The 24,057-nt window shown below is 74.9% G+C and carries 18 protein-coding genes; 9 read left to right on the top strand and 9 right to left on the bottom strand.

What is annotated here, in order from left to right; genetic code table 11:
• The first annotated feature begins 320 nt into the window (after positions 1-320).
• The 4 genes from OO48_RS31675 to OO48_RS31690 all read left to right on the top strand — a co-directional run bounded on the left by OO48_RS31675 (position 321) and on the right by OO48_RS31690 (position 6,099).
• Entirely contained in the window at positions 321-1,628 is a 1,308-nt protein-coding gene (locus tag OO48_RS31675) for an ABC transporter substrate-binding protein (protein ID WP_033222608.1), read from the top strand.
• Positions 1,629-1,778: 150 nt separating this feature from the next.
• Positions 1,779-2,741, top strand: coding sequence for a carbohydrate ABC transporter permease (locus tag OO48_RS31680; RefSeq protein ID WP_033222610.1), 963 nt, complete (start codon positions 1,779-1,781; stop codon positions 2,739-2,741).
• Positions 2,738-3,604, top strand: coding sequence for a carbohydrate ABC transporter permease (locus OO48_RS31685; protein WP_033222612.1), 867 nt, complete (start codon positions 2,738-2,740; stop codon positions 3,602-3,604). Before OO48_RS31680 ends, OO48_RS31685 begins: the two co-directional genes overlap by 4 nt.
• The gene (locus OO48_RS31690) at positions 3,601-6,099 is read left to right on the top strand and encodes a glycoside hydrolase family 3 C-terminal domain-containing protein (protein ID WP_081952535.1); all 2,499 of its coding nucleotides are present in this window, start codon (positions 3,601-3,603) and stop codon (positions 6,097-6,099) included. The genes OO48_RS31685 and OO48_RS31690 overlap by 4 nt, the downstream gene beginning before the upstream one ends.
• Before the next feature lie 61 nt (positions 6,100-6,160).
• Here the strand turns inward: OO48_RS31690 and OO48_RS31695 are convergent, their stop codons facing one another.
• A complete protein-coding gene (locus OO48_RS31695) occupies positions 6,161-6,664 on the bottom strand; it encodes a peptidylprolyl isomerase (protein ID WP_033222616.1) in 504 nt (167 codons plus the stop codon).
• A gap of 349 nt (positions 6,665-7,013) precedes the next feature.
• On the opposite strand from OO48_RS31695, the gene OO48_RS31700 reads away from it, so the two are divergent.
• Together OO48_RS31700 and OO48_RS31705 are read left to right on the top strand one after the other, a co-directional pair.
• Positions 7,014-7,787, top strand: a complete 774-nt coding sequence (locus OO48_RS31700; protein WP_033222617.1) for a maleylpyruvate isomerase family mycothiol-dependent enzyme — start codon at positions 7,014-7,016, stop codon at positions 7,785-7,787.
• Between the two features lie 49 nt (positions 7,788-7,836).
• On the top strand, positions 7,837-8,172 hold the full coding sequence (locus OO48_RS31705; protein ID WP_051733251.1) for a hypothetical protein: 336 nt from the start codon (positions 7,837-7,839) through the stop codon (positions 8,170-8,172).
• A 21-nt stretch (positions 8,173-8,193) separates the two neighbouring features.
• On the opposite strand, the gene OO48_RS31710 is transcribed toward OO48_RS31705, so the two are convergent.
• The gene (locus OO48_RS31710; protein WP_033222618.1) at positions 8,194-9,897 is read right to left on the bottom strand and encodes a flavin monoamine oxidase family protein; all 1,704 of its coding nucleotides are present in this window, start codon (positions 9,895-9,897) and stop codon (positions 8,194-8,196) included.
• Positions 9,898-9,945: 48 nt separating this feature from the next.
• The gene (locus OO48_RS31715; protein ID WP_081952537.1) at positions 9,946-11,376 is read right to left on the bottom strand and encodes an APC family permease; all 1,431 of its coding nucleotides are present in this window, start codon (positions 11,374-11,376) and stop codon (positions 9,946-9,948) included.
• Positions 11,377-11,743: 367 nt separating this feature from the next.
• Here OO48_RS31715 and OO48_RS31720 point away from each other — a divergent pair, with 367 nt between their 5' ends.
• From OO48_RS31720 to OO48_RS31730, 3 genes are all read left to right on the top strand, one after another.
• Positions 11,744-14,080, top strand: coding sequence for an FdhF/YdeP family oxidoreductase (locus tag OO48_RS31720; RefSeq protein ID WP_033222621.1), 2,337 nt, complete (start codon positions 11,744-11,746; stop codon positions 14,078-14,080).
• Positions 14,081-14,413: 333 nt separating this feature from the next.
• Positions 14,414-16,642 carry an ATP-binding protein gene (locus OO48_RS31725; RefSeq protein WP_051733253.1) on the top strand — a complete coding sequence of 743 codons (2,229 nt, stop codon included), beginning with the start codon at positions 14,414-14,416 and terminating at the stop codon, positions 16,640-16,642.
• A 317-nt stretch (positions 16,643-16,959) separates the two neighbouring features.
• Positions 16,960-18,048: a phytanoyl-CoA dioxygenase family protein gene (locus OO48_RS31730; protein ID WP_033222623.1), complete on the top strand. Its 1,089-nt coding sequence runs from the start codon at positions 16,960-16,962 to the stop codon at positions 18,046-18,048.
• Between the two features lie 117 nt (positions 18,049-18,165).
• Here OO48_RS31730 and OO48_RS31735 read toward each other — a convergent pair whose 3' ends face one another.
• The 6 genes from OO48_RS31735 to OO48_RS31755 form a co-directional block, all read right to left on the bottom strand.
• A complete protein-coding gene (locus OO48_RS31735) occupies positions 18,166-19,149 on the bottom strand; it encodes an LLM class flavin-dependent oxidoreductase (protein WP_033222627.1) in 984 nt (327 codons plus the stop codon).
• A 180-nt stretch (positions 19,150-19,329) separates the two neighbouring features.
• Complete coding sequence (locus OO48_RS31740; protein ID WP_033222629.1) at positions 19,330-20,538, bottom strand: MFS transporter; 1,209 nt, start codon at positions 20,536-20,538, stop codon at positions 19,330-19,332.
• 160 nt (positions 20,539-20,698) lie between these two features.
• Complete coding sequence (locus OO48_RS31745; protein WP_051733256.1) at positions 20,699-21,469, bottom strand: alpha-ketoglutarate-dependent dioxygenase AlkB family protein; 771 nt, start codon at positions 21,467-21,469, stop codon at positions 20,699-20,701.
• A gap of 91 nt (positions 21,470-21,560) precedes the next feature.
• A complete protein-coding gene (locus OO48_RS31750) occupies positions 21,561-22,799 on the bottom strand; it encodes a hypothetical protein (protein ID WP_033222631.1) in 1,239 nt (412 codons plus the stop codon).
• A gap of 229 nt (positions 22,800-23,028) precedes the next feature.
• The gene (locus OO48_RS40860; RefSeq protein WP_280842444.1) at positions 23,029-23,154 is read right to left on the bottom strand and encodes a hypothetical protein; all 126 of its coding nucleotides are present in this window, start codon (positions 23,152-23,154) and stop codon (positions 23,029-23,031) included.
• Positions 23,151-24,057 (bottom strand): FUSC family protein (locus OO48_RS31755; protein WP_033222636.1); only part of this gene is annotated, 907 nt, incomplete at its 5' end. The genes OO48_RS40860 and OO48_RS31755, both read right to left, overlap by 4 nt.

Below are 24,057 nucleotides of genomic sequence, written 5' to 3' on the forward strand. Positions count from 1 at the left end.
GGTCTCGTGGGCTCGGAGATGTGTATAAGAGACAGGGGTGGGGGCGGCGCCGCTGAGGGGGCGGTGCCCGGATCAGGGAGAGCGCTCTCTCACTACGCCAGTGATGGTTGCCCCGTTGTTTCGTCCGTGTCAAGGGTGGCGACAACTGGTTCGTCGGCAGAACCCCGCCAAACCCCGCGCTTGACTGCGATGTTCTCCGTCCCGCCCCTTGACGGGGAGCGGCTGGAGCGGCCAAGCTCCGGATGCCACCCCGGGAGAGCGCTCTCCGAACGAACCGGTCCCGGGGCCTCACCACGCCGTCCCCCGCGAGGAGCCGACCCATGCCCGTTTCCCTGCCCCGCACCGGCCCCAGAGGCCGCCTGCTCGCCACCTCGGCGCTGCTGGTGCTGGCCCTGACCGCCGTGACCTCCTGTTCCAGCGGCGGCGGCTCGTCCGCGGACGAGGGCCCCGACGCCAAGATCACCCTCACGGTGAACCTGTTCTCCGACTTCGGCTACGCGGACCTGTACAAGGACTACGAGAAGGCGCACCCGAACGTCACCGTCAAGGAGAACCGCGCCGACATGGGCGCGCACCACCAGAACCTGCACGCCCACCTGCTGGCCGGCTCCGGCACCGCCGACATCGAGGCGATCGAGATCGGGCAGGTCGCGGGCTTCCAGCCGGACGCCGGGAAGTTCCTCAACTTCCTGGACAACGGCGTCAGCAAGGACCAGTGGGTGCCGTCCAAGACCGCCCCCGCCTCCAGCGCGGACGGCAAGGTGCTGTTCGGCCTGGGCACCGACATGGGCGGCATGGCGCTGTGCTACCGCACCGACCTGTTCAAGGCCGCCGGACTGCCCACCGACCGCGAGGCCGTCGCGGCGCTGATGAAGGACTGGCCGTCCTACCTGGCCGCCGGCAAGCAGTTCCTGGCCGGCAGCCCGAACAAGGACACCCGCTGGTTCGACAGCGGCGGCAACCTGTTCAGCGCGATCCTGGCCCAGGCCCCGCAGGGCGTCTACGACGCCGAGGGCAAGGTCGTGGTCACCTCCAACCCGGCCGTCAAGCAGTCCTTCGACCTGGTGGCCGGCGCCATCGAGGACGGCCAGTCCGCGGGCGTCCAGGCCTTCACCCCCGCCTGGGACACCGGCTTCCAGAAGAGCCAGTTCGCCACCGTCGCCTGCCCGGCCTGGATGAGCTACGAGTTCAAGGCCAACCCGCCCACCGACGGCGGAAAGTGGGACATCGCCCGGATCCCCGGCGGCGGCGGCAACTGGGGCGGCTCGTACCTGACCGTGCCGAAGTCCGGCAAGCACACCAAGGCCGCCGCCGAGCTGGCCAAGTGGCTCACCGCCCCCGAGCAGGAGGCCCGGCTCTTCAAGGAGAAGGGCTACTTCCCCTCCGACCAGGCGCTGTGGACCCAGCCCGACATCGCCGAGCACACCGACCCGCTGTTCAACGACGCGCCGACCGGCAGGATCTTCTCCCAGTCGGCCCGCGACCTGGACCCGCAGCCGCTCGGCGCGCACGGCGCGGAGATCGGCACCGCCCTCGGCAACGCGCTGACCTCGATCGAGCAGGGCCAGGCCGACCCGGCGGGCGCCTGGAAGAAGGCCCTCGCGGACGTCGACAACATCGTCAACTGACGCCCCGCTCCGCGGATCCCGTCCGGCCGGTCGCGCCGGACGGGACCCGTAGACCCGCGGTGCCGGTGCGGACCTGACGCCGCACCGGCACCGCGCCACCCTCCCCCGCCCCGTCCCCCCTCCTCCTGTTCCTGCCCCAGGGAGCTCCCCTTGGCCGCATCGACCGCCGCCGCCCCCGGCGCCCGCGCCCCCGCCCGCACCGCCGGCCACCGCTGGCACCGGCTCGACCGCACCGTCTCGCCCTACCTGTACCTCTCGCCGTTCTTCGTGGTCTTCGGCGTCTTCGGGCTGTTCCCGATGCTGTACACCGGCTACGTCTCGTTCACCGCCTGGCGGGCCGACCGCCCCGGCAGCGAGGGCCGGTGGGTCGGCTTCGAGAACTACCGCAAGCTGCTGGACGACCCGTTCTTCTGGAACGCCGTCAAGAACACCCTGGGCATCGGGGTGCTGGCCACCGTCCCGCAGCTGCTGCTCGCACTCGGCCTGGCCCACCTGCTCAACTACCGGATGCGCGGACGCACCCTGATGCGCCTGGGCGTGCTGCTGCCCAACGTCACCTCGGTGGCCGCCGTCACGCTGATCTTCGTCCAGCTGTTCGGCCGCGACTTCGGCATGGTCAACTGGTTCCTGTCGCTGTTCGGCGTCGAGCACGTCGACTGGCAGGCCGGCACCCTCTCCTCCTGGTCGGCCATCGCCGCGATCGTCACCTGGCGCTGGACGGGCTACAACGCGCTGCTCTACCTGGCCGCGATGCAGTCCGTGCCGTTCGAGTTGTACGAGGCCGCCGCGCTGGACGGGGCGAGCCGCTGGCGGCAGTTCCGCTCCGTCACCATCCCGATGCTGCGGCCGACCATCCTGTTCACCGTCATCGTCTCCACCATCGGCGCGCTCCAGCTGTTCGGCGAGCCGATGCTCTTCAGCCAGCAGCAGGACCCGACCACCGGCGGCTCCCAGCACCAGTTCCAGACCCTGGCCCTGTACTCGTACAACCAGTTCTGGGGCCGCTTCAAGTACGGCTACGGCGCGGCGATCTCCTGGGCGATGTTCCTGCTGATCGTGCTGGTCGCCGTCGTCAACTTCCTGGCCGCGCGCCGGATGCGAGGTGCCGAATGACCACCCCCGCCCTGCTCCGGCGGCGCCGGCCGAGGACCGACCGGCAGCTGACCGCCGGACGCGGCGTGTACGTCGTCCTCGGCGCTGCCGTGCTGCTCTCGCTCTTCCCGCTGTACTGGACGCTGGTCGCGGCCTCCCGCACCAACACCGAGATCCACCGGATGCCCCCGGTGCTGCTGCCCGGCGGCCGGCTCTGGCACAACGTCACCCAGGTGTTCGTCCAGACCGACCTGCGCCTGGCCATGGTCAACTCGCTGATCGTGGCCGCCACCGTCACCGCCAGCGTGGTCCTGACCAGCACCCTGGGCGGCTTCGCCTTCGCCAAGCTCCGCTTCCGGGGGCGCAACACGCTGCTCGCCTCGGTGGTGGCCACCATGATGGTCCCCACCCAGCTGGGCATCATCCCGCTCTACGTCATGATGGCCGACTGGTTCCACTGGGCCGACCACCTCCAGGCGCTGATCGTCCCGGCCGCCGCCAACGCCTTCGGCCTGTTCTTCATGCGCCAGTACCTGATCGGCGCCGTCCCCGACGAACTCCTGGACGCCGGCCGGATGGACGGCTGCACCACCCGCGGCCTGGTCTGGCACGTCGTGCTGCCCGCCGCCCGCCCCGCGATGGGCGTCCTGGGCATGCTCACCTTCATGGCCGCCTGGAACGACTTCTACTGGCCCAAGGTCGTCATGACCCAGCAGAACCCCACCGTCCAGCTCACCCTCTCCGAGCTGGCCGGCGGCTACATCAAGGACTACTCGCTCGTCCTCACCGGCGCCCTGGTCGCCAGCGCGCCCGTCCTCGTCGCATTCCTCCTGATGGGCCGCCAGATCGTCGACGGCATCATGCAAGGAGCCACGAAGGGATGACCCAGCTCTCCATGTCACCTCAACTCACTTCCAGCGCACCGGAATCGGCGCAGTCGGCGCAGCAGGCGCCCCGGGCGGACCACCGGGTGCTCGACCTGGAGCAGAAGGCCCGGCTGGTCTCCGGCGGGGACACCTTCCGCAGCAGCGGCGAGCCGGCGATCGGGATGCACCCGCTCGTCTGCTCGGACGGGCCGGTGGGGGTGCGCGGGGAGCGCTGGGACGAGACGGACACGGCGTTGCTGCTGCCGTGCGCGACCGCGCTGGCGGCGTCCTGGGACGAGGAACTGGTCGCCCGGATGGGCGGGTTGCTGGCGGCGGAGGCGCGGCGCAAGGGCGTGCACGTGGTGCTGGCGCCGACGTTGAACCTGCACCGGTCGCCGCTGGGCGGGCGCAACTTCGAGTGCTTCTCGGAGGACCCGCTGCTGACCGCCCGGATCGGGGCGGCGTACATCGCGGGCGTGCAGTCCCGGGGGGTGGCGGCGACGGCCAAGCACTACGTGGCGAACGACTCGGAGACCGAGCGGCTGACCGTGGACGCCCGGGTGGACGAGCGGACGCTGCGCGAGGTGTACCTGGCGCCGTTCGAGGCGGCGGTGCGGGCCGGGGTGTGGGCGGTGATGTCGGCGTACAACCGGGTCAACGGGACGTCGATGGTCGAACACCCGCTGCTGGCCGAGCCGTTGAAGGGCGAGTGGGGCTTCGACGGCCTGGTGGTCTCCGACTGGGGGGCGGTGCACGAGGCGGACGGGCCGGGTGCGGGGGCCTGCGACCTGGCGATGCCGGGGCCGAACCCGGCGTGGGGGCCGGCGCTGGCGGCGGCGGTGCGGGCGGGCCGGGTCCCGGAGCGGGCGCTGGACGACAAGGTGGAGCGGCTGCTGCGGCTCGCCGAGCGGGTCGGCGCGTTCGACCCGCCGGCGCCGGGCGGGCCGGCGCCGGTGCCCACCGACCCGGTGACCCGGGGGGCGCTGCGGGCCGCGGCCGTCGCGGGCACCGTGCTGCTGCACAACCCCGAACGGCTGCTGCCGCTGGAGGAGTCGGCGCTGCGCCGGGTCGCGGTGATCGGCCCGAACGCGGCCACCGCCCGGGTGCAGGGCGGCGGCAGCGCCTCGGTGTTCCCGGCCGCGCCGCTCTCGCCGCTGGCCGGCCTGCGCGCCGCGCTGGACCCGTCCGTGGAGGTCACGCACGCGCCGGGGGTGCGCACCAACCTGCGCCCGACGCCGCTGGCGGCGGCCGACTGCCTGCTGCCGGACGGTTCGGCCCGGGGCGTGCTGGTGCGCTACCTGGCCGCCGACGGCTCCCTGGTGCACGCCGAGGCCCGGTCGACCGGGCGGGTGCTGGAGCCGTCCGCGGAGGTCGACCTGGCGCCGGTGCGCACCATCGAGGTGGCGACCCGGTTCACCGCGCCGAGCGCGGGCCGCTGGCGGCTGGGCGTGGTGGGCCTGGGCGCGCTGCGGCTGGAGGCGGACGGGAAGGCGCTGCTGGAGGAGTACGTCGAGCCGCTCTCGGACGACCCGACGTACCTGCACGTGTCGCCCTCGTTCCGGCAGGCGGAGCTGGAGCTGGCGGCCGGCCAGGAGGTGGCGCTGCTGGCCCGGCGGACGGTGGAGTCCGCGCACGGGCGGGTGCTGGTGCTGGCCGCCGACCCGCCGGAGGCGGAGCTGGAGCGGGAGTTCGCGCACGCGGTGGAGCTGGCCGCGGCGGCGGACGTCGCGGTGGTGGTGGTCGGCACCACGGACGAGCACGAGAGCGAGGGCTTCGACCGGGCCGGCCTGCGGCTGCCGGGCCGCCAGGACGAGCTGGTGGCGGCGGTCGCGGCGGCCAACCCGCGCACGGTGGTGGTGGTGAACACCGGCAGTCCGGTGCTGCTGCCCTGGCGCGGTCGGGTCGGCGCGGTGCTGACCTGCTGGTTCCCCGGGCAGGAGGGCGGCGCCGCGCTGGCCGAGGTGCTGCTGGGCCGGGCCGAGCCGGGCGGACGGCTGCCCACCACCTGGCCGGACGCCGAGGCCGACTGCCCGGTGTACTCGACCGCCCCGGCCGACGGGCGGCTCGACTACGCGGAGGGCCCGCACCTGGGCCACCGCGGCTGGCTGCGCGCGGGCCGCACCCCCGCGTACTGGTTCGGGCACGGCCTGGGGTGGGGCGAGTGGCGCTACCTGGCGCTGGGCGCCCCGTCCGCCCCGGCGGCGGACGGCTCGCGCACGGTGCGGGTGGCGCTGCGCAACGACGGGCCGCGCCGCTCCCGGGAGACGGTGCAGCTGTACCTGTCGCGGCCGGGTTCGGAGCTGGACCGCCCGGTGCGCTGGCTGGCGGGCTTCGGCACGGCCGAGGCGGGTCCCGGCGAGCGGGTCGAGGTCGAACTGCGGCTGCCGGCCCGGGCGTTGCAGCACTGGTCGGTGGCGGAGCGGGCCTGGCGGACCGAGCCGGGGACGTTCGTCCTGCAGGCCGGCCCGAACTGCGGCGAACTCCCGCTGGCGGCGGCCCTCCCGGTGGGCTGAGACCCTCCGCGCGCGCCCCGCCCCGGCCCCCGTTCCCGGGGGCCGGGGCGGTACCCGCTCCCTACTCCTCCACGACCTCGGCGGAGACCAGCAGCACGTCCTCCTTGGGGACGTCCGCGTGGCCGCCCTTGGACGTGGTGGGCACCGACTTGATCCCGTCCACCACGTCCCGGCCCTCGACGACCTCGCCGAACACGGCGTAGCCCCAGCCCGGGCCGCTCTTGGCGGTGTGGTCGAGGAAGGCGTTGTCGGCGACGTTGACGAAGAACTGCGCGGTGGCCGAGTGCGGGTCCGCGGTGCGGGCCATCGCCACGGTGTAGCGGGTGTTCTTCAGCCCGTTGTCGGCCTCGTTCTGGATCGGTGCCCGGGTCTCCTTGCGGCGCAGGCCCGGCTCCATGCCGCCGCCCTGCACCATGAAGCCGTCGATGACCCGGTGGAAGACGGTGCCGTCGTAGAAGCCGTCCCGCACGTACTGCAGGAAGTTGGCGACCGTGGCCGGGGCCTTCTCGGCGTCCAGCCGGATCACGATGTCGCCGTGATTGGTGCTCAGCTTGACCTTGGACAAGGCAACCTCACTGTCTGTCTGCCGCGCCTGATGCGCCGGTACGAAGATCGTCGCCGCCCATTGTCGCAGCCCCGCCCCGCATCCGTCCCCCGGCACGCTAGCGTGGGCCGCGCGCGAGGTCCACGCCCCCTTTCGGAGCAGAGGAAGACGCACCGGACGCACCTCCCGGACGACCCCACCGGCCTCCCCCTCCGCGCGCGGGACCTGCCGCCCGCCGCGCCCGCCTCGAACGCGCCCGGCCCTCGAACGCCCGGCCTCTCCCCCTGGACCAGCCGCGTCCGGGCCGCGGGCCGCCCGCCCTCCGGGAAATTCGCTGTCCGGCGCCGAAGTGCCGTGGTAGACAACCGAGGTGCAGAACACATTGGAGTTCCCCGAGGTCCTGCGGCTGATCGAGGACCGCTCGGCCGCGTTCCGCGCCGCGATCGCCTCCGCCCCCGACCTGGACGTCCAGGTCCCGAGCTGCCCGGACTGGACGCTGCGCGAGCTGGCGCAGCACCTCGGCGACGGCCGCCGCCGGCAGGCCGCCGTCGTCGCGGCGGGCCCGGGCGCCGAGCCCCCGGCGAGGACGGACCCGAAGGGCGCCCCGACCGCGCCCCGCGAGCGCGAGGCCCTGGACGCCTGGCTCGCCGAGTCGACCGGCCTCATGCTCGACGCGATGCGCGAGGCCGGCCCGGACCGCGGCTGCTGGACGTGGTGGGGCCGCTCGCAGGCCCCGGAGACCAGCGGGGCGGTGGCCCGGCACCAGGTGCAGGAGATCGCCGTCCACACCTACGACGTCCAGCTCGCCCTGGGGGCCGCGCGGCCGCTGCCGACGGACGTCGCGGTCGAGGGCGTCGACGAGTTCCTGACGACCGTCTCGGCGACGACCGTCCCCTGGCCGTTCGAGCCGGCGGCCATCGACCTGCACGCGACCGAGGGCCGCTCCTGGCGCCTGACCCTCGACGCCGGCGGCGTCCGCTGCGACGGCCTCGCCGCCGACGCGGAGCCGGGCGACCTGGTGGTGCGCGGCACGGCGGGCGACCTGGTCCTCTACCTCTACGCGCGCCTCCCGCTCGACGCCCTGGAGCACACCGGCGACACCGGTCCGATGGAGCGGCTCGCGGAGTGGGACCCGAACGAGTAGCCCCCTGCGGACAGGGCCTGGAGGGCGGCGGGCGCTGGGCATCGGCACCGTGAGCGACGGGGGCGTCGCGGTGACGGTGCAGGTCTTCGACGGCCCGCCGCCGCCCGACCACGCCCGCTTCGACCACGTGGTGGAGGCGACCGTGGAGGTCCCCTCGGGCCGGGTGGCCGTCCTGGACGGAGCCGGGCTCCTCCCGGACGCGGACCGCTTCGACGTCCCGCCCGGCCCGGTCCGGGTGCGCGTCTCGCGCTCGAACCCGGCGGCCGCCGCGCGGAACGACCCGGGCGCGGACGGCTGCGGCGGGCGGGTGCTGGAGCGGGTGCGGATCCGGCTGTGGCCGGTCTCCTCGGCCGAGCGTCCTCGGGTGGTCAGGCGCTGGGGCTGACCGGCGCCGGGGGCTCGGGGGTCAGGCGCCGATCGCGGTGAGCACCTCCTCGGCGGCCCGGGCGCCCTCGACGGCGCCGCCGTTCATGTAGCCCTGGTAGTCGTAGGAGCAGTGCTCGCCGGCGAAGTGCAGGTTGCCCTGCGCCGTTCCCTCGTAACCCGCGTAGCCGGTGAGGTAGCCGACCGGCCAGTAGGAGTAGGCGCCGTGGGAGTACGGGTTGAGGTGCCAGGCGGAGAGCGTGGCGCGGCCGTTCCAGGCGGCCTTGGTGCCGGGCCACACCGTGTCGATCTGGGCGAGGTACTGGTCGACCAGGTTGCGGGTGTAGGCGCTGCTCGCGCTGGTGAACGGGGCGGGCGGGGTGAGCGCGCGGGCGGGGCTGCCGCCGCCGTACTGGACGGCGATGCCGTTGCCGCCCGCCTGGCCGCGGGTGACGTCCCACGCCTGCTGGAAGGGCAGGTCGGCGAAGCACTCGCCGTTGGACTGCCCGGTCCACGGGCCGGAGCCGTACCAGGGGCGGCGGTCGAACTGCATGTTGAGCTTGGTGCAGGCGCCCATCCGCATGGCGGCGAACACGCCGCGCATCATCGGGTCGAGGCCCGCCCGGGTGAGGTCGACGTCCTGTTGGAGGATCGGCAGCGGGACGGCCAGGACGGTGTGGTCGGCGGTGACGGTCCTCGTCCCGCCGCCGTCCAGCGCGAAGGTGAGGGTCTGGGTGCCGTCGGCGTTGCGGACCACCGCCCGCAGGGTGTGGCCGGGTTGCACGGTGCCGGGCGGCAGGGCCGCGGCGACGGCGTGCGGCAGCCGGTCGTTGCCGCCGACGATGTGGTAGCGCTCGTCGGAGCCGCCCCAGATGGAGAAGTTCCCGGGGCTGGACTGCCAGGAGACCATCTCCAGCAGCGCGTACGAGGACTGGTCGGCGGTGTCGGCGCCGTACTCGACCGCGTAGGCGACGTCCAGCAGCGCGCCGAGGTCGCTGCTGTGGCCGCCGGGCACCCGGGAGTCGATCCACTCCCGGACGGACATCCGGTCGAGGGCGACCGATCCGGCGGTGTGGCTGTTCCAGGTGGGGGCCGGGCCGCCGTCCTGGATGTCCTTCTTGATGGCCTGCCAGATCTGCTTGAAGTCGTTGTCGGCCTGTTCCTTGGGGTAGTAGTGGCCGTTGAAGTGGAAAATCCCCTCGGCCCCGGCGGGCAGGCCGCCGGTGACGTCGACCAGGTCGAGGCCGAAGCGCCGGCAGAGTGCCCGGATCTCGTGGTGGCCGGTGTCGATGAGTTCGCCGCCGTACTCGGAGACCTGGCCCTGCGCCCACAGGCCGGGCGTGGAGGGGCTGCCGCCGGAGTACATCCGGCCGCCGATCCGGTCCGGGTGGGCCTCGTAGACGGTGGCGGCGACGCCCTTGTCGGCGAGGGTGAGCGCGGCGTTCAGGCCGGAGATGCCCGCGCCGACGATCGCGATCCGCGCGCCGCCGGGGGTGACCTCCGGGGCGGTCGCCCCGGAGGCGTGCGCGGCGCGGCCGGTCGGGCCGGGCAGTGCGGCGGCGCCGGCCAGGCCGAGGCCGAGCGCCGCGGCGCGGGTCAGCAGGGCGCGGCGGGAGGGGCCGTCGGGTTCGGCGGCGGCTTCGGCGCGCAGGCCGCGGTACTCGTCGACGGGCAGCCGCAGCCGGTCGGCGGTGGCGTGGTCGGCCAGCTGCCGGGCGATCCGGCCGGCCTGGGGAGAGCGTGCCATGTGGGGGGACCCTTCTCTCGGTGGGGGTGGATCGGGGCGGTGCGGGTCTCACGCGTGGGCGGGGGCGGCCTCGTCGTCGGTGCGCTCCTGCGCGTTCTCGGCCACCAGCCGGCCCATCACCTCGTACTTCGCCGGGTGCCGGGTGCGCATGTACAGGGCGAGCGCGATGCCGCCGAGGAAGACCGCCGCGACGATCCACGGGATCAGCTCGAAGAAGAGGGTCTCGGAGGCGGCGCCGGCGGCGGTGTCGAGGTTGACCACCAGCAGCACGATGGCGGCCAGCATGCCGAACCCGCCCAGCAGCGGCGCGGTGAGCGTCCGGAACCAGTGCCGCGACTCGGGGTGGTTGCGGCGGAAGTACGCGATGACCGAGAACGAGCAGAGGGTCTGCACCACCAGCAGGGCGAGGGTGCCGAGGATCGCGGTGAGCGTGTACAGGCCGGCGTACGGGTCCTGGCCGGCCGCCCAGAAGCCCCCGATCACGGCCAGGGCGATGCCGGTCTGGGTGAACGAGGCGACGTACGGGGAGCCGTGCCGCGGGTGGGTGCGGCCCAGCGCCGGGTGCAGGAAGCCCTCGCGGCCGATCGCGTACAGGTAGCGCGAGGCGCACTGGTGGAAGGCCATGCCGCAGGCGAAGGCGCTGGTGACCATCAGCCACTGGACGGCGGTGACGGCCCAGCCTCCGAGGTACTGCCGGGCGGGGTCGAGGAACAGGTCGAGCGGGCTGCCGGAGCCGGCGGTCTCCAGCGACTTCGTGGCGCCGTTGCCGGCCAGCACCATCCAGGCGACGAAGGTGTAGAGCACGCCGAGCGCCACCACGGCCAGCAGCGTGGCGCGCGGGATGATCCGCTTGGGGTCGCGGGACTCCTCGCCGTACATCGCGGTCGACTCGAAGCCGATCCACGACCAGAAGCAGAAGAACAGGCCGACCCCGGCGTTGACGCCGGCGAACGCGCGGGTCGGGTCGAGCGAGGACGCCTGCAGGCCCTCCGGGCCGCCGCCGTGGGCCAGCACCGCGCCGGCCAGCAGGCCCAGCATCAGCACCTCGCCGACCAGGAAGACGCCCAGCACCTTGGAGGCGACCTCCAGGTCGAAGTACGACAGCAGCGCGGTGACGGCCAGCATCAGCAGCGCGTACGCCTGCCAGGGCAGGTCGAGGCCCAGTTGCGCGTCGACGGCCTGCTGCGCGAAGTAGGCGAAGATGCCCACGATCGAGGCCTCGAAGACCACGTACGCGAGGACCGCGAGCAGGCCGGAGGCCATGCCGACGACCCGGCCCAGGCCGTGCGACACGAATCCGTAGAACGCGCCGGCGGTGGTGATGTGACGGGCCATCGCCACGTAGCCGACGGTGAAGACGATCAGCACCAGCATCACGAACAGGAAGCCGGCCGGTGCGTGCACGCCGCTGCCGCTCCCGATGATCACCGGCAGGTTGCCGGTCATCGCGGTGATCGGCGCGGCCGTCGCCAGCGCCATGAAGATCACACCGGTCAGGCCGACGGAGCCGGCCTTCAGGCGTTGGACGGACGGCGGTCCCTGGACCTCGGTGGACTGCTCGACGGCGGACAAGGGCTGCTCCCGGAAGGGCCGGTGGACGGGTCGGGGGCTCCGCTCGGAACGGAGTCGGCCCAGTGTGGGGCACGTCACAGGCGGCGCGGAGTGCGCATCGTGTAGCCGGGCCTGTTACGTGATTGACGGGCTGTCAATTGCTTTCCGCAACACGTCCTCCCGCGCCCTTCCGGCACTCCCCGGGGCGGCGCCCGGCGCGGCGGTGGGGCGCGGGCGGGCCGGTGGTGGGCACGATGGCGGTGCCGTGCACGTGACGAGGACCGGGAGGCATGTCGTGACCGCTGTCGAGGAACCCCAGCCGGAGCCCCAGGTGGAGCCCCAGGTGGGCGCGGAGCCGTCCGCCCCGCCGTCGTTCGAGCCGTACCGGCACCCGGCGGCGGGCTGGGGCGCCGCGAAGAGCGTGACGAAGGTGCTGGCCGCGACCGGGGAGTGGGTGGACGGCCCGCGGGCGGTGCTGAAGATGAACCACGAGGACGGCGGGTTCGACTGTCCGGGGTGCGCCTGGCCGGACGACAACAAGGGCCTGCACCTGGACATCTGCGAGAACGGGATCAAGCACGTCACCTGGGAGATGACGGGCAAGCGGGCGGGCCGGGAGTTCTTCGCGGCGCACACCGTCTCCGAACTGTCGACGTGGAGCGACTTCGCGCTGGAGGACCGGGGCCGGCTGACCGAGCCGATGGTGTACGACCCGGAGTCGGACCGGTACGTCCCGATCGACTGGCAGCGGGCCTTCGACCTGTTCGGCGAGGTGGTGCGCGGCCTGGACGACCCGGACCAGGCGGCGTTCTACACCTCGGGGCGGCTCAGCAACGAGGGGACGTTCCTCTACCAGCTGATGGCCCGTGAGCTGGGCACCAACAACCTGCCGGACTGCTCGAACATGTGCCACGAGGCGTCGGGACGGGCCCTGACGGCCTCGATCGGGACGAACAAGGGCACCGCCGACCTGCGCGACTGGGAGGCCGCGGACGCGCTGTTCATCCTGGGGGTGAACGCGGCGTCCAACGCGCCCCGGATGCTGACGGCGCTGGCCGACGCGACCCGGCGCGGCGCGAAGGTGGTGCACGTCAACCCGCTGGTGGAGGCGGCGGCGACCCGCACCATCGTGCCGCACGAGTTCGCGAACATGGCCCTGATGCGGGCCACGTCCACCAGCAGCCTGAACCTGCAGGTGCGCATCGGCGGGGACATGGCGCTGCTGCGGGGCATCGCCAAGGCGGTGCTGGAGCAGTCCGCGCACGACCCGAAGGCGCTGGACGAGGACTTCGTCGAGCGCCACACCACCGGTTTCGCGGAGTACCGGGAGCTGGTGGAGCGGACGCCCTGGGAGGAGCTGGAGCGGCAGAGCGGCCTGAGCCGGCCCCAACTGCTGGCGGCGGCCCGGGTGTACCGGGAGGCGGACCGGTCGATCTTCTCCTGGTGCCTGGGGATCACCCAGCACGAGCACGGGGTGGACACCGTGCGGGAGATCGTCAACGTGCTGCTGCTGCGCGGCAACCTGGGCCGGGAGGGCGCCGGGCCGTCCCCGGTGCGCGGGCACTCCAACGTGCAGGGCAACCGGACGTGCGGGGTCGACCACCGGCCGGCGCCGGAGTTCCTGGACCGGCTCTCGCAGGTCTGCGGGATCGACGCGCCGCGCGAGCACGGGCTGGACACCGTCGGGGTGATCGGGGCGATGGCGCGCGGCGAGGTGAAGGTGTTCGTCGGCATGGGCGGCAACTTCGCGCTGGCCGCGCCGGACACCGCCCGCACGCACGAGGCGCTGCGCCGCTGCGAGCTGACGGTGCACGTGTCGACGAAGCTCAACCGCAGCCACCTGGTGCACGGGCGGCGGGCGCTGATCCTGCCCTGCCTGGGACGCACCGAGCAGGACCGGCAGCGCGGCGGCGTGCAGGCCGTCTCGGTGGAGGACTCGATGAGCATGGTGCACCTGTCGGTGGGGATGCGGAAGAAGCCCGCGTCCCGGCAGCTGCTCTCCGAGCCGGCGATCATCGCGGGCCTGGCCCGGGCCGCGCTGCCGGGCAGCGCCACGCCCTGGGAGTGGTACGTCGAGGACTACGACCGGATCCGCGACACCATGGCGAAGGTGCTGGACGGCTTCGAGGACTTCAACCGGCGGGTGCGCCTGCCGCTGGGCTTCCGGATCCGGCAGCCCGCCCGCGAGCTGGTGTTCCTCACCCCCTCGCGGCGGGCGGAGTTCTCCACCGCCCCGCTGCCGGACGTGCTGCCCGAGCCGGGGACGCTGGTGCTGGGCACGCTGCGCTCGCACGACCAGTGGAACACCACCATCTACTCGGACGACGACCGCTACCGGGGCGTGAAGAACCTGCGCACGCTGGTCTTCATGAACCGCCAGGACATGCGCGAGCGCCGCCTCGGGGAGTTCGACCCGGTCGACGTCACCGCCACCGCCCGCGACGGCTCCACCCGCTCGCTGCACGGCTACCTCGCCGTCCCGTACGACCTGCCCCGGGGCTGCGCGGCCGGCTACATGCCGGAGATGAACGTGCTGTGCGCGCTCGGCGACTACAGCACCCAGAGCGACCAGCCGATCATGAAGCACCTCAAGGTGACGGTCACCGCCGCCGCCACCGCCTCCGGCGCCTGACCGTTCCGCGCCCGCGCGGGCCCGGGGCGGGCCGGCGGGCGGTGCCGGGCGGGCACCGGCCGGGCCTGCCCGGGGCGGGCCGTTCGGTGGCTGCTTCTTCCGGCATCGCACTCCGCTGGCCTGGTCGGTTCCGGTGGACGGCCCGTCCGCCGCTTCCCCGGCGGCGGATAGGCTGGCGCGGCGGCGTGCTGCGGGGCCGGGCGCCGCCTCCATCCTTCGGGTTCGCGCCGGGCACCGGCAAGGCGTTGCCCGTTGCCAGGGGGCGGCTGGCAACACCCGTGGCACCGCGCGCGGGGCAGTGACAGCACATCAGGAAGTGGGGGGCCGGGGCCGGTGACGTTCGGCGGGCGGCTGCGGGCGCTGCGGGAGGAGCGCGGGGTCTCCCTCGCGGAGCTCGCCCGGGCGACCAGTTACAGCAAGAGCTACCTGAGCCGGGTGGAGACCGGACGGCGGCCCGGCAACGGGGCGCTGGCGGCGGCCTGCGCCCGGGCCCTGGGGGTCGGCCCCGAGCTGCTGGGCCCGCTGGACGCCGTCCCGGCGCCCGCCGCCGCTTCCGGCACCGCCGCCGTCCGCGTCGCCGCGCCGCCGGCCGTCCCGGTGCAGTTGCCGCCGGCGCCGGGGGTGTTCACGGGCCGGGAGGCGGCGCTGGCCGAGCTGGACGGGGCGCTGGCGGCGGCCCGGGCCCGGTGGGGCGAGGGCGGGCCCCGGGTGTGGGTGCTGGACGGGATGGGCGGGATCGGCAAGACCGCGCTGGCGGTGCACTGGGCGCACCGGGTGCGCGACCGGTTCCCGGACGGGGTGCTGTTCAGCGACCTGGCGGGGCACGGCAGTTCGGGCCCGCCCCGGGAGCCGGGCGAGGTGCTGGACGGCTTCCTGCGGGCGCTGGGGGCCGACGCGGGGGCGATCCCGCCCCGGGTGCCGGAGCGCAGCGCGCTGCTGCGCACCCTGCTGGCCGAACGCCGGGTCCTGCTGGTGCTGGACAACGCGGCGGCGCCCGCCCAGGTCCGTCCGCTGCTGCCGGGCGCGCCGGGCTGCCTGGTGCTGGTGACCAGCCGGACCAGGATGGCCGGGCTGGTGGTGCGGGACGGGGCGCGGCGGGTGACGCTGGCGCCGCTGCCGCAGGAGCAGGCGGTGGAGCTGCTGCGCCGCACGCTGGGCCGGGAGCGGGTGGACGCGGATCCGGCGGCGGCCCGCGAACTGGTGCTGCGCTGCGGGCGGTTGCCGCTGGCGCTGCTGGTCGCGGCGGAGCGGGCGCTGTCGCGGCCGGGGCTGGCGCTGACCCGGGTCAACGAGGAGCTGCGGTCGGACCGCACCCGGCTGCACGTGCTGGCGGCGGCGGACGACGGCGACTCGGCGCTGCGGACGGTGTTCTCCTGGTCGTACCGGGCGCTGGCACCGGAGCCGGCCCGGGCGTTCCGGCTGCTGGCGCTGCACCCGGGGGCGGCGCTGACCGCGGAGACGGCGGCGGCGCTGCTGGGCACCACCGCGGGCAACGCGCACGAGCTGCTGGACGTGCTGGCCGACGTGCACCTGCTGGAGGCGGAGGCGCCGGAGCGGTTCCGCTTCCACTCGCTGCTCCAGGTGTACGGCCGGGAGCTGGCGGACGGCCAGGACTCGCCGCGGGACCGGGCGGCGGCGCTGGACCGGCTGTACGACTGGTACCGGCAGGGGGCGGACGCGGCGGGCCGGCTGCTGGAGCCGGGGGCCAGGGCGGCGGGGGCGGCGCCGCTGCCGGGGGTGCGGCCGCCGGTGTTCGGGGCGGTCGAGGAGGCGGTGGCCTGGTGCGAGGCGCACCTGGCGGACCTGCTGTCGGTGATCCGGCACGCGGCGCTGGCGGGGCGTCCGCCGGCGGCGTGGCAGCTGCCGTTCGCGCTGTGGTCGTTCTTCCACCGGCACCACCACCGGGCGGAGTGGCTGAACGCGGCCCGGATAGCCGTGGCGGCGGCGGCCGACAGCACCGATCCGCGGGCCCTGACGGCGTCGCTGGCGCTGCTGGGCACGGCGCAGTTGCACGCGGGACGGCCGGTGGAGGCGGAGATCCACCTGCGGCGGTCGCTGGAGCGGTGCGCGGGCGGCGGGGCGGACGCGGAGAGCGAGTGCGCGGTGCGCAACAACCTGGCGGAGCTGCTCCTGCGCCGGGGGCGGGCGGCGGAGGCCCTGGAGCTGCTGGAGCCGGCCCTGCCGCTGACCCGGACGACCGGCCACCGCCGGATGGAGCGGGTGACCCTGACCAACCTGGGCGACGCCTCGCTGCGGCTGGGGCGGTTGGCCGACGCGGAGCGCTTCCTGCTGGAGGGGCTCTCGCTGCGGGCGACCGGCCCCGATCCCCGGACGGAGGGGCTGGCGCTGCTCCACCTGGGCACGGTGCACCGGGTGCTGGGACGGCTGCCGCAGGCGGTGGGCTGCCTGCGCCGGGCGCTGGACCTGCACGGCGCGTCCGGGGACCGCTGGGCCCGGGGGCGCGCCCTGGAGCAACTGGGGCACGCGCTGGTCGCGCTGGGGCGGCCGGAGGACGCGGTGCCGCTGTGGCACGAGGCGCTGGCCGTCCGGTCCGGCCTCTGACCAGGACGGGCCCGGCCCGCGGTCAAACCGGGTTACCGGTCAGGAACTTGACAACACGTTTGGTCTGAACCAATCTGGCGACCGGAGCGACCGCGGCGCACCGTTCACGCCGCCCTTCCCCGCCGCTCCGGCTCTTCGGCCCCGCTGCGGGGCCGTCCGCGACCGGCCGCGGCTTCCCGGCCCGGAACGCGTCCCGTCCTGCTCCGCGCCGCACCCCGCACCCTTCTCCCCACCGGCCCGGCCGGGGTGCCCGCGTGCCGCCGCCGGGGCGCCCGGCCACCCGTCCACCTCCCGCCCGCCCCTCGGAGGGTCGTCCCATGATGTCCGCACCGTCCCGCCGCGCCCACCTGTACCGGGCCGCGGGCGACCGGCCGTACTTCAGCAACGACGGCGAGTCCTACCTCGCCCAGCACACCCTGCGCGAACTGTCCAAGTCCCGCCCGCTGCGGGTGCTCTCCGCGGCGGACTTCGCGCACTGGCAGACCTACGGCTACGTGATCGTCCGCGAGGCGGTGCCGGCCGAGCACGCCCGCCGGATGCTCGACTTCGCCTGGGAGTTCCAGGGCCTGGACCCGCGGGACCCGTCCGGCTGGTTCCCCGAGCGGCCGTTCCGCTCCGACCTGGACCAGGAGCTGCACGTCTACGGATTCGTCGAGGCGTACCACCACCAACTGCTGTGGGACAGCCGACAGAACCAGCGGGTCTACGACGCCTTCGTGGACGTCTGGGACTGCGAGGAGCTGTGGGTGACCCTGGACCGGCTCAACCTCAACCCGCCCAACCGGGGCAACCGGGACCGGGCGCTGGTCGACCCCGCCGGCCGCGGCTCCGGCTCCGACCTCCGGCTGCACTGGGACGTCGACACCGGCCTGGACGTGCCGCCGCAGCGGGTGCAGGGCATCATCGCGCTCAGCGAGACCGCCCCGGAGACCGGCGGCTTCCAGTGCAGCCCGGAGCTGTTCCGGCGGTTCGAGTCCTGGAAGCTCGCCCAGCCGGCCGGCCGCGACCCGGTCCGCCCCGACTTCGACCGCGCCGAACTGCCGGTGGTCCGCCCCGAACTGCACCCCGGCGACCTGATGATCTGGAACGGCCTGCTGGCGCACGGCGTCGCCCCCAACCTCTCCGAGCGGGGCGTGCGCGCCGTGCAGTACCTGTCGATGATGCCCGCCCTGGAGGAGCACGAGCGGCTGCGCAAGTCCCGCGTCGACTCCTGGCGCCACCTGCGCACCCCGCTGTGGAACCGCACCCTGGTCGGCGACCCGGTCCTGCACGAGTCCAAGCGCTACCCGACCGCCCGGCTGACCGAGCTCGGCAGCAGGCTGCTCGGCCTCAGCTCCTGGTACGAGCCGGTCGACCTGGCCGAACGGACCGCCTCCTGGACGGACCGGTGCACCGCGCCCGTCTGAGCACGGTCGGGGCGCACGTCCGGGGCCCGGGGAACGGCGGGGCCGGGCCGCTGCCGGCCGGACCCCGCCGGGGTGTCCGTGCCGCTCCGGGCCGGGGCGGCGACCCGGAGCCGCCCGTCACTCCTTGCCCGGCAGGGCGCGCGCCAGCGACTCCAGCGCCCCCAGCGGGTCCGACCCGACCGGGGTGAGGACGACGCCGGTGGCACCGGCCGCGTGGCGGGCGGCGATCGCGGCCCGGGCCTGGTCGGGCGTGCCGGTGACGGCGAGCGCGCGGACCCACTCGGCGGGCATGGTGCGGGCGAACTCCGCGCCGTCGGTGCTCGCGGCCCGGTGGGCCCGGAACTCGGCGGCGAACGGGAGCGGCTCGATGTGCGGCGCCCAGTCGGGTTCGCCGATCGCGGACAGCCCGGCCCGGACGCGTTCGACGGCGGCCGTCCCGTCCCCGTCCGGGTCCACCGCCGCGACGTCGTACGTGACCACCTGGGCGTCGCGGCGGCCCAGGTGCTCCAGCGACGCGGCGACGTAACCGGGCGCGGCGGGCTCGGCCAGCAGCAGCCCGTCGGCCAGTTCGCCCGCGAGCGCCTGCGACTTCGGCCCGCGCACGCCCAGCAGCACGGGCGGCACCACGTCCGGGATCTCGGTGAGCCGGACGCCGCCGCAGCGCACGTACCGCCCGTCGGCGGGGCCCTGCTCGCCGCGCAGCAGGGCGCGCAGCGCGGTGGTGTACTCGCGCAGCAGGGTGAGCGGGCTGGCGGGCCAGGCGCCGCCGGCCTGGTCCATCCACTCGCGCATGCCGTGGCCGAGTCCGGCGGTGAGGCGGCCGGGGTGGAGCTGGGCGAGGGTGGCGAGTTCCATCGCGGCGAAGCAGACGTTGCGGGCGCCGGCGGGCAGGATGCCGATGCCGACGGTGATCCGGCGGGTGGCGGCGAGCACGCTGGCGGCCTGGGCGATGCCGCCGCGCCAGCCGAGGTCCTCGACCACCCACAGTTCGTCGAAGCCCAACTCCTCGGCGCGGCGCGCGTACGGGAGGACCTGCCGGACGGGCAGGTCGCGGGGCAGCATCACGCCGACCCGGCCGGGGCGGGTGTCGGGGCTGGTCATGGGGCGACTCCTTCGGAGGTGCGCGGGCCTCCCGCACGAGGACCCGGAGCGACTCATAAGATCATCTACCGGCCGTCCGCGTCGAGAGCCGACGTCCCGTCAGACCGCCGACGCCCCCGGCCCCCGACGCCCTCGCCCCCCGGTGCCCTCGCCCCCCGGCGCCCTCGCCCCCCGGCGCCCTCAGCCCGTCGCGGCCACCTGCTGCGGCTCCTCCCGCGCCGCCGGCCGGTCGGCGACGGCCACCGGCGAGCGCCGGTCCACCGACCAGGAGACGACGGCGACCGCGAAGCCGAGCAGCGACAGGCCCGCGCCGACCAGCGAGGGCGAGGTCAGGCCGTACCCGGCGTCGATCGCCACACCGCCGAGCCAGGCACCGATCGCGTTGGCCAGGTTGAAGGCGCCCTGCACGGTGGCGGATGCCAGGGTCGGGGCGGTGCGCGCCTTCTGGATCACCAGGGTCTGCACGGTGGGGACGGTCGCGAAGCCCGCCGTGCCGATCAGCACCACCGTCGCGGCGGCCGCCCAGCGGTTGTGCGCGGTGAGCGCGAACAGGCCGAGCGCGCCCGCCATGGCCAGGAACGTCGCGCAGATCGACGGGCGCAGGGCCCGGTCGGCCGCGTAGCCGCCGATCAGGTTGCCGATGGTCATGCCGACGCCGAACAGGGCGAGCACCAGGGTGACCGAGCCCTTGGCGAACCCGGCGACCTCGGTGAGGGCGGGCGTGATGTAGGTGTAGCAGGCGAACAGTCCGGCGCAGCCGAGCACCACGGTGGCCAGGGCCAGCCAGAGCTGTCCGCTGCGGAAGGTGGCGAGTTCGCCGCGCAGTCCGGCGCCGGGGTGGCTGGGCAGCGGCGGGACGAGGCGGGCGATGGCGACGGCGCCGAGCAGGCCGATGGCGACCACGACGAGCATCGCGGCCCGCCAGCCGAGGTGCTGGCCGAGCAGGGTCGCGGCGGGCACGCCGAGGATGTTGGCCACCGTCAGCCCGGAGAACATCACCGAGACGGCGCGGGCCCGCAGGTGCGGGGCGACGAGTTCGGCGGCGGCGACCGCGCCGGCGCCGAAGAACGCGCCGTGCGGCAGGCCGGTGATCAGCCGGGCCACCGCGAGGAAGGCGAAGTTCGGCGCGACGGCGCACAGCAGGTTGCCGAGGGTGAACAGCCCGGCCAGGCCGATCAGCACCGTCTTGCGCGGCAGCCTGGCGGCGACGGCGGTCAGCAGCGGTGCCCCGATCACCACGCCGAGCGCGTACAGCGAGATCAGCCAGCCGGTCTGCGGGATCGTCCGGTCCAGGCCGTGGGCGATCTGCGGGAGCAGTCCCATCGCGGAGAACTCGGTGGTGCCGATCGCGAACGCGGTCACGGCGAGGGCGACGAGCGCCAGTGGCATGCGGGTGCTCCAGGGGACAGCGGGTGGTTCCGGCGGCGCACCGACCCGGCGTCGACCCCGGTGTCAACGTTGTCAGTGCTTGCCGATCCTACCCGCCCGACCCGCCCCCTCCCGCGCCGGACGGGCGGACGGGCGGACGGGCGGACGGGCGGACGGGCGGTCAGCACGGCGGCAGCAGGTCGCTCCCGCTGACGGTGTACGCCAGCGGCGGGTAGTCGAAGTCCGTCTCGTCGTTCTCGCGGCGCCGCATCCGGTGGAACTCGCGCCGCTGCTCCTCGGTGGCGAGCAGCAGTTCCCCGTGCGGGAGCAGGGCCCGCCCGTCGCGGTGGCGCACCGGCGTGGCGGAGGTGCGGAAGGTCAGGCCCAGCCACTCGTTGTCGACGGCCCGGGCGGGCGGGTCCAGCAGGATCCGGTGCTTGAAGCGCCGGTTCGCCGCGAGCGAGAACACCACCAGGCCGTGGTGGAGCAGCGGGATCTCGAACTCCGCGCCGGGCACGCCGTCCTTGGGCCGGAACACCAGTTTCCTGGGCCGGACCGCGTCCGGGTCCCGGTAGCAGGAGAAGAGCGCGATGACGGAGCCCTCGGCCAGGTCGAGCGCCAGGTCGGAGTGGGCGCCCATGGTGGTGTAGGCGTTGGTGTAGACCTCGGCCAGTACGTTGTCGAACCCGGCGCCGTCGAACCCGGCGCCGTCGGGCCCGCCCCCGTCGGGCCCGGCCGGGAGGCCGGCGCGTTCGCTGATCCGCCGGGCCAGCCGCTCGTGCACCGGCCGGAAGCGCTGGGCCGGGTTCGCGTACCGGGCGGTGGTGCGCACCAGCGGCACCGCGCCGTCCGCACCGACCCGGACGAGCACGGCGCTGCGGCGGCCCTTGCCCGCCTCCTCCCAGCGGACCGACTCGAACAGCTCGGGGAACAGGTTCTCCTCGGCCGGCAGGCCGTGGCAGCTGATCCCGTCGGGAAGCCCGGGAAGCCCGGGAAGTCCGGGAAGTCCGGGAAGTCCGGGGAGGTCAGGGAGACCGGGGAGGTCAGGCCCGGGGTGCAAGGTAGTCCCCCGCGTTCATGCTGAAGGGCGGCTGCCCGGTGTAGTCGACGCGGGACGTGCTCCGGTTCTCCTCGGCGTAGCTGCGGCGCAGCTCGTCCATGGCGTCCTGGGTGGGCGGTTCCAGTTCGACCGGCCCGTGCTCCGTCTTGAGGAAGGTGCGGCCGTCTCGGTGGACGGCTTCGGCGTTCGAGCAGCGCACCACGTAGCCCAGGCGGGTCGGGAGCAGTTCGGCGGGCAGCGCCGAGGGACGGATCTCGTGGGTGTACAGGCGGTTGGTGGACAGCGGCATGAAGAAGACGGAGCCGGGGTGGAGGGTGAGGGTGAAGTCCGGCGGGAGCCCGGCCGCGTCGGTGTGCGCGGTGCGCTCCTTGAGGCGGAAGCGCAGCCCGGTCAGCGCGCTGACGCCGTCCACGCCGAGGTCGTGGGCGTCCCCGGGCAGCGGCCGCAGCCCGTCGAGCCGGTCGTAGAAGGTGCAGAAGGCCATGATGCCGTTGGCGGGCATGTCCTTGGTCTTGTCGGCGTGGGCGGAGATCCTGGCCTTGGACTGCCTGCGCCCGTCGGTGGCCGGGGTGTTGTGGTAGATCTGCGCGAGGACGTGGTTGAGCGGCGCCTGGCCGCGGAAGAGGGTGGCGGCCTCGCGGTCGAGTTCCTCGACGATCCGGGTGTCGGTCGCGCGGAAGCCCTCGGTGGGGCCGGAGAGGTTGGTGGAGCAGCGCAGCAGGCGGAAGTGCAGATCGGCGCCGTCCCGCCGGACGGGCGTCAGGTAGATCCCGCTGCGGTGGGCGGTGCCGGGCTTGGTGGACTCGGTGAGCGACTGGAAGGCGTGCTCGGCGCCGATCCGCTCGAAGTGGCCGTCCTCGGGGGCGAAGAAGCGGCGGTAGTACACGCCGGCGCCGTGCGCCCGGGCGGGGACCCGGCCGGGGTCGACGACGGGCCACGCCGGGTCGGCGTCCTCGCGCCGGGCGTCCTCCGGCCGGTCCGGTGACGGCTCCCGGACGACGAACACCCGGGCGGCCGCGCCCAGTCGGCCCGTTGCGGCCGCGGGCACGCCGCCGTACAGGTAGACGGTCCGGCCCGTGAGGTCGGTGGTTCCGGCGGCCAACTCCCGCGGGGTGGTCCTGGTGCCGAAGAACTCCCGGACGGGTTCCTCGTCCCACCGCTCCGGCGGCGCGACCAGGACGTGGTCCGCGTCCTCGATCCGGGCCGGTGCCGGTTCCGCCATGTTCGGGTCCCCCTCCTGCCGGGGAGCCCCGCCGTCCGGGAGGGCCCCCGCCCCTGTGCCGCCGTCCGGCTCCGGAGTGCCTTCGGCGTGGTCGAAGTCGCAGGCTACCTCCCGGCCGCCCGGGGGCTTGTGGCGGCCGCCCCACCACCGCCCGGCCTTCGGCGAACACGGCGCCCTCGCCCCGTCCGCCGCTGCCGCGGCCCCGGGTGCCGCCCGGTGCGGGCGGCGTTCAGCGGGAGGCGAGCGCGGCGCGGGCCCGGGGCAGGACCTCGGTGCCGAGGAGTGCGACGGCGTCGAGGAAGTCGCGGTGGGGCGTGCCGCCGACGTCCGTCCGGAGGATCCGGCGGCGTCTCACCCCACCGCCAGCGCCCCGATCCGGCGCACCTCGGCCGCCACGCCGTCGAGTTCCGGCGGCAGCGGGGCCTCGCTGGCGGGCGGGGCGGCGGCCGGGCCCGGGCGGTCGAGCGCGTCGGCGGCCGCGGCGAGCGTCCCGGTGAGGGTGCGGGCGGCCGGGGCGGCGGGGGCGGGGGCACCGTGGTCGCGTTCGACGGCGTACGCGGTGGCGGCGTCGGCGAGGCGTTCGGCGTGGACGGTCAGGCGCAGCCAGTCGGGCCCGGCCGGGGCGCCGGGGTGGAGTTCGGCGGCGGCGTTCTCCGCGGCGGCGCGGGCCTGGGCGAGCGTGCGGTAGGCGGTGCGGCGCAGTTCGGCGCGGCGGGCGGCGACGGCGCCGGGCGCGTCCCGGCGGTCGGCCAGCAGGACGTGGTCGAGGTAGCGCTGGGTGTGCCGCAGCGCGTGCGCGGCGCGCTGGCCGACCCGGGCGCGGGTGTCGGCGAGGCCCGGGAGGTGCCCCACCAGCAGGACGAGGGCGCAGGCCAGCGCGGTGTCGGCGAGCCGTCCGGGCGCGGCGCCGTGGTCGCCGCCGGTGGTGACGAAGGCCAGGACGGTGACGGTGATGACGGCGGTCTGCGCGGCGAAGTGCCGCTGGGCGACGGGTATCAGCGCCCCGGTCACGACCACCGCGCCGACCGGCCACCACCGGCCGGGCAGCACCGGAGCGAGCGCGGCGACCAGCAGGACGCCGGCCACCGTCCCGGCGAAGCGGTTGACGACGCGTGAGAACAGCGGCCCCAGGTCCGGTTTGACCAGGAACGCGGCGGTGACGGGCAGCCAGTACCAGTGCCCGGTCCGCAACCCCAGCGCGAGTGCCGCGCTCGCCGCCACGCACACCCCGACCCGCACCCCGTACGCCCGCCCGGCC

This window comes from Kitasatospora phosalacinea (genome assembly GCF_000716545.1).
Lineage (GTDB): Bacteria > Actinomycetota > Actinomycetes > Streptomycetales > Streptomycetaceae > Kitasatospora > Kitasatospora phosalacinea.

Coding starts and splice junctions, on each gene's coding strand:
- OO48_RS31685 (WP_033222612.1), top strand. CDS start 2,738: ATGACCACCCCCGCCCTGCTCCGGCGGCGCCGGCCGAGGACCGACCGG.
- OO48_RS31690 (WP_081952535.1), top strand. CDS start 3,601: ATGACCCAGCTCTCCATGTCACCTCAACTCACTTCCAGCGCACCGGAA.
- OO48_RS31730 (WP_033222623.1), top strand. CDS start 16,960: ATGATGTCCGCACCGTCCCGCCGCGCCCACCTGTACCGGGCCGCGGGC.
- OO48_RS31715 (WP_081952537.1), bottom strand. CDS start 11,376: ATGGCGCTGGCGACGGCCGCGCCGATCACCGCGATGACCGGCAACCTG.
- OO48_RS31750 (WP_033222631.1), bottom strand. CDS start 22,799: ATGGCGGAACCGGCACCGGCCCGGATCGAGGACGCGGACCACGTCCTG.
- OO48_RS31675 (WP_033222608.1), top strand. CDS start 321: ATGCCCGTTTCCCTGCCCCGCACCGGCCCCAGAGGCCGCCTGCTCGCC.
- OO48_RS31710 (WP_033222618.1), bottom strand. CDS start 9,897: ATGGCACGCTCTCCCCAGGCCGGCCGGATCGCCCGGCAGCTGGCCGAC.
- OO48_RS31735 (WP_033222627.1), bottom strand. CDS start 19,149: ATGACCAGCCCCGACACCCGCCCCGGCCGGGTCGGCGTGATGCTGCCC.
- OO48_RS31740 (WP_033222629.1), bottom strand. CDS start 20,538: ATGCCACTGGCGCTCGTCGCCCTCGCCGTGACCGCGTTCGCGATCGGC.